General features: G+C 73.1%; 1 protein-coding gene. It reads right to left on the bottom strand.

The window, feature by feature from the left end:
- Positions 1-320 (bottom strand): acyl-CoA thioesterase (locus ACLZOT_RS51220; RefSeq protein ID WP_416976147.1); only part of this gene is annotated, 320 nt, incomplete at both ends.

Genomic DNA, 320 nt, shown 5'->3' with positions numbered 1-320 from the left:
GCCAGGCGGTGGGTGCGGCGGATCTGGGCCTCCTGGTAGCGCCGCTTGTCCTTCTCCGTCTCCGGCAGCACCGGCGGGACCGTGCGCGGCTTGCCGTCGGCGTCGACGGCGGCGAAGACCAGGTACGCCGAGCCGACCTGGGTGGCCGGGGTCGACTCGTTCCAGCGTTCCGCCATGACCCGGACGCCGACCTCCATGGAGCTGCGGCCGGTCCAGTTGACCTGGGCCTTCACATGGACGAGGTCGCCCACGCGGACCGGTTCGAGGACCGCCATCTCGTCCATGGACGCGGTGACGGCCGGACCGCCGTGGCCGGCCGC

The organism is Streptomyces sp. 4F14 (assembly GCF_048159485.1).
Classification (GTDB): Bacteria; Actinomycetota; Actinomycetes; order Streptomycetales; family Streptomycetaceae; genus Streptomyces.
The sequence above is the reverse complement of the archived record's forward strand: the minus strand, read 5'-3'. Positions and strand labels throughout refer to the sequence as shown.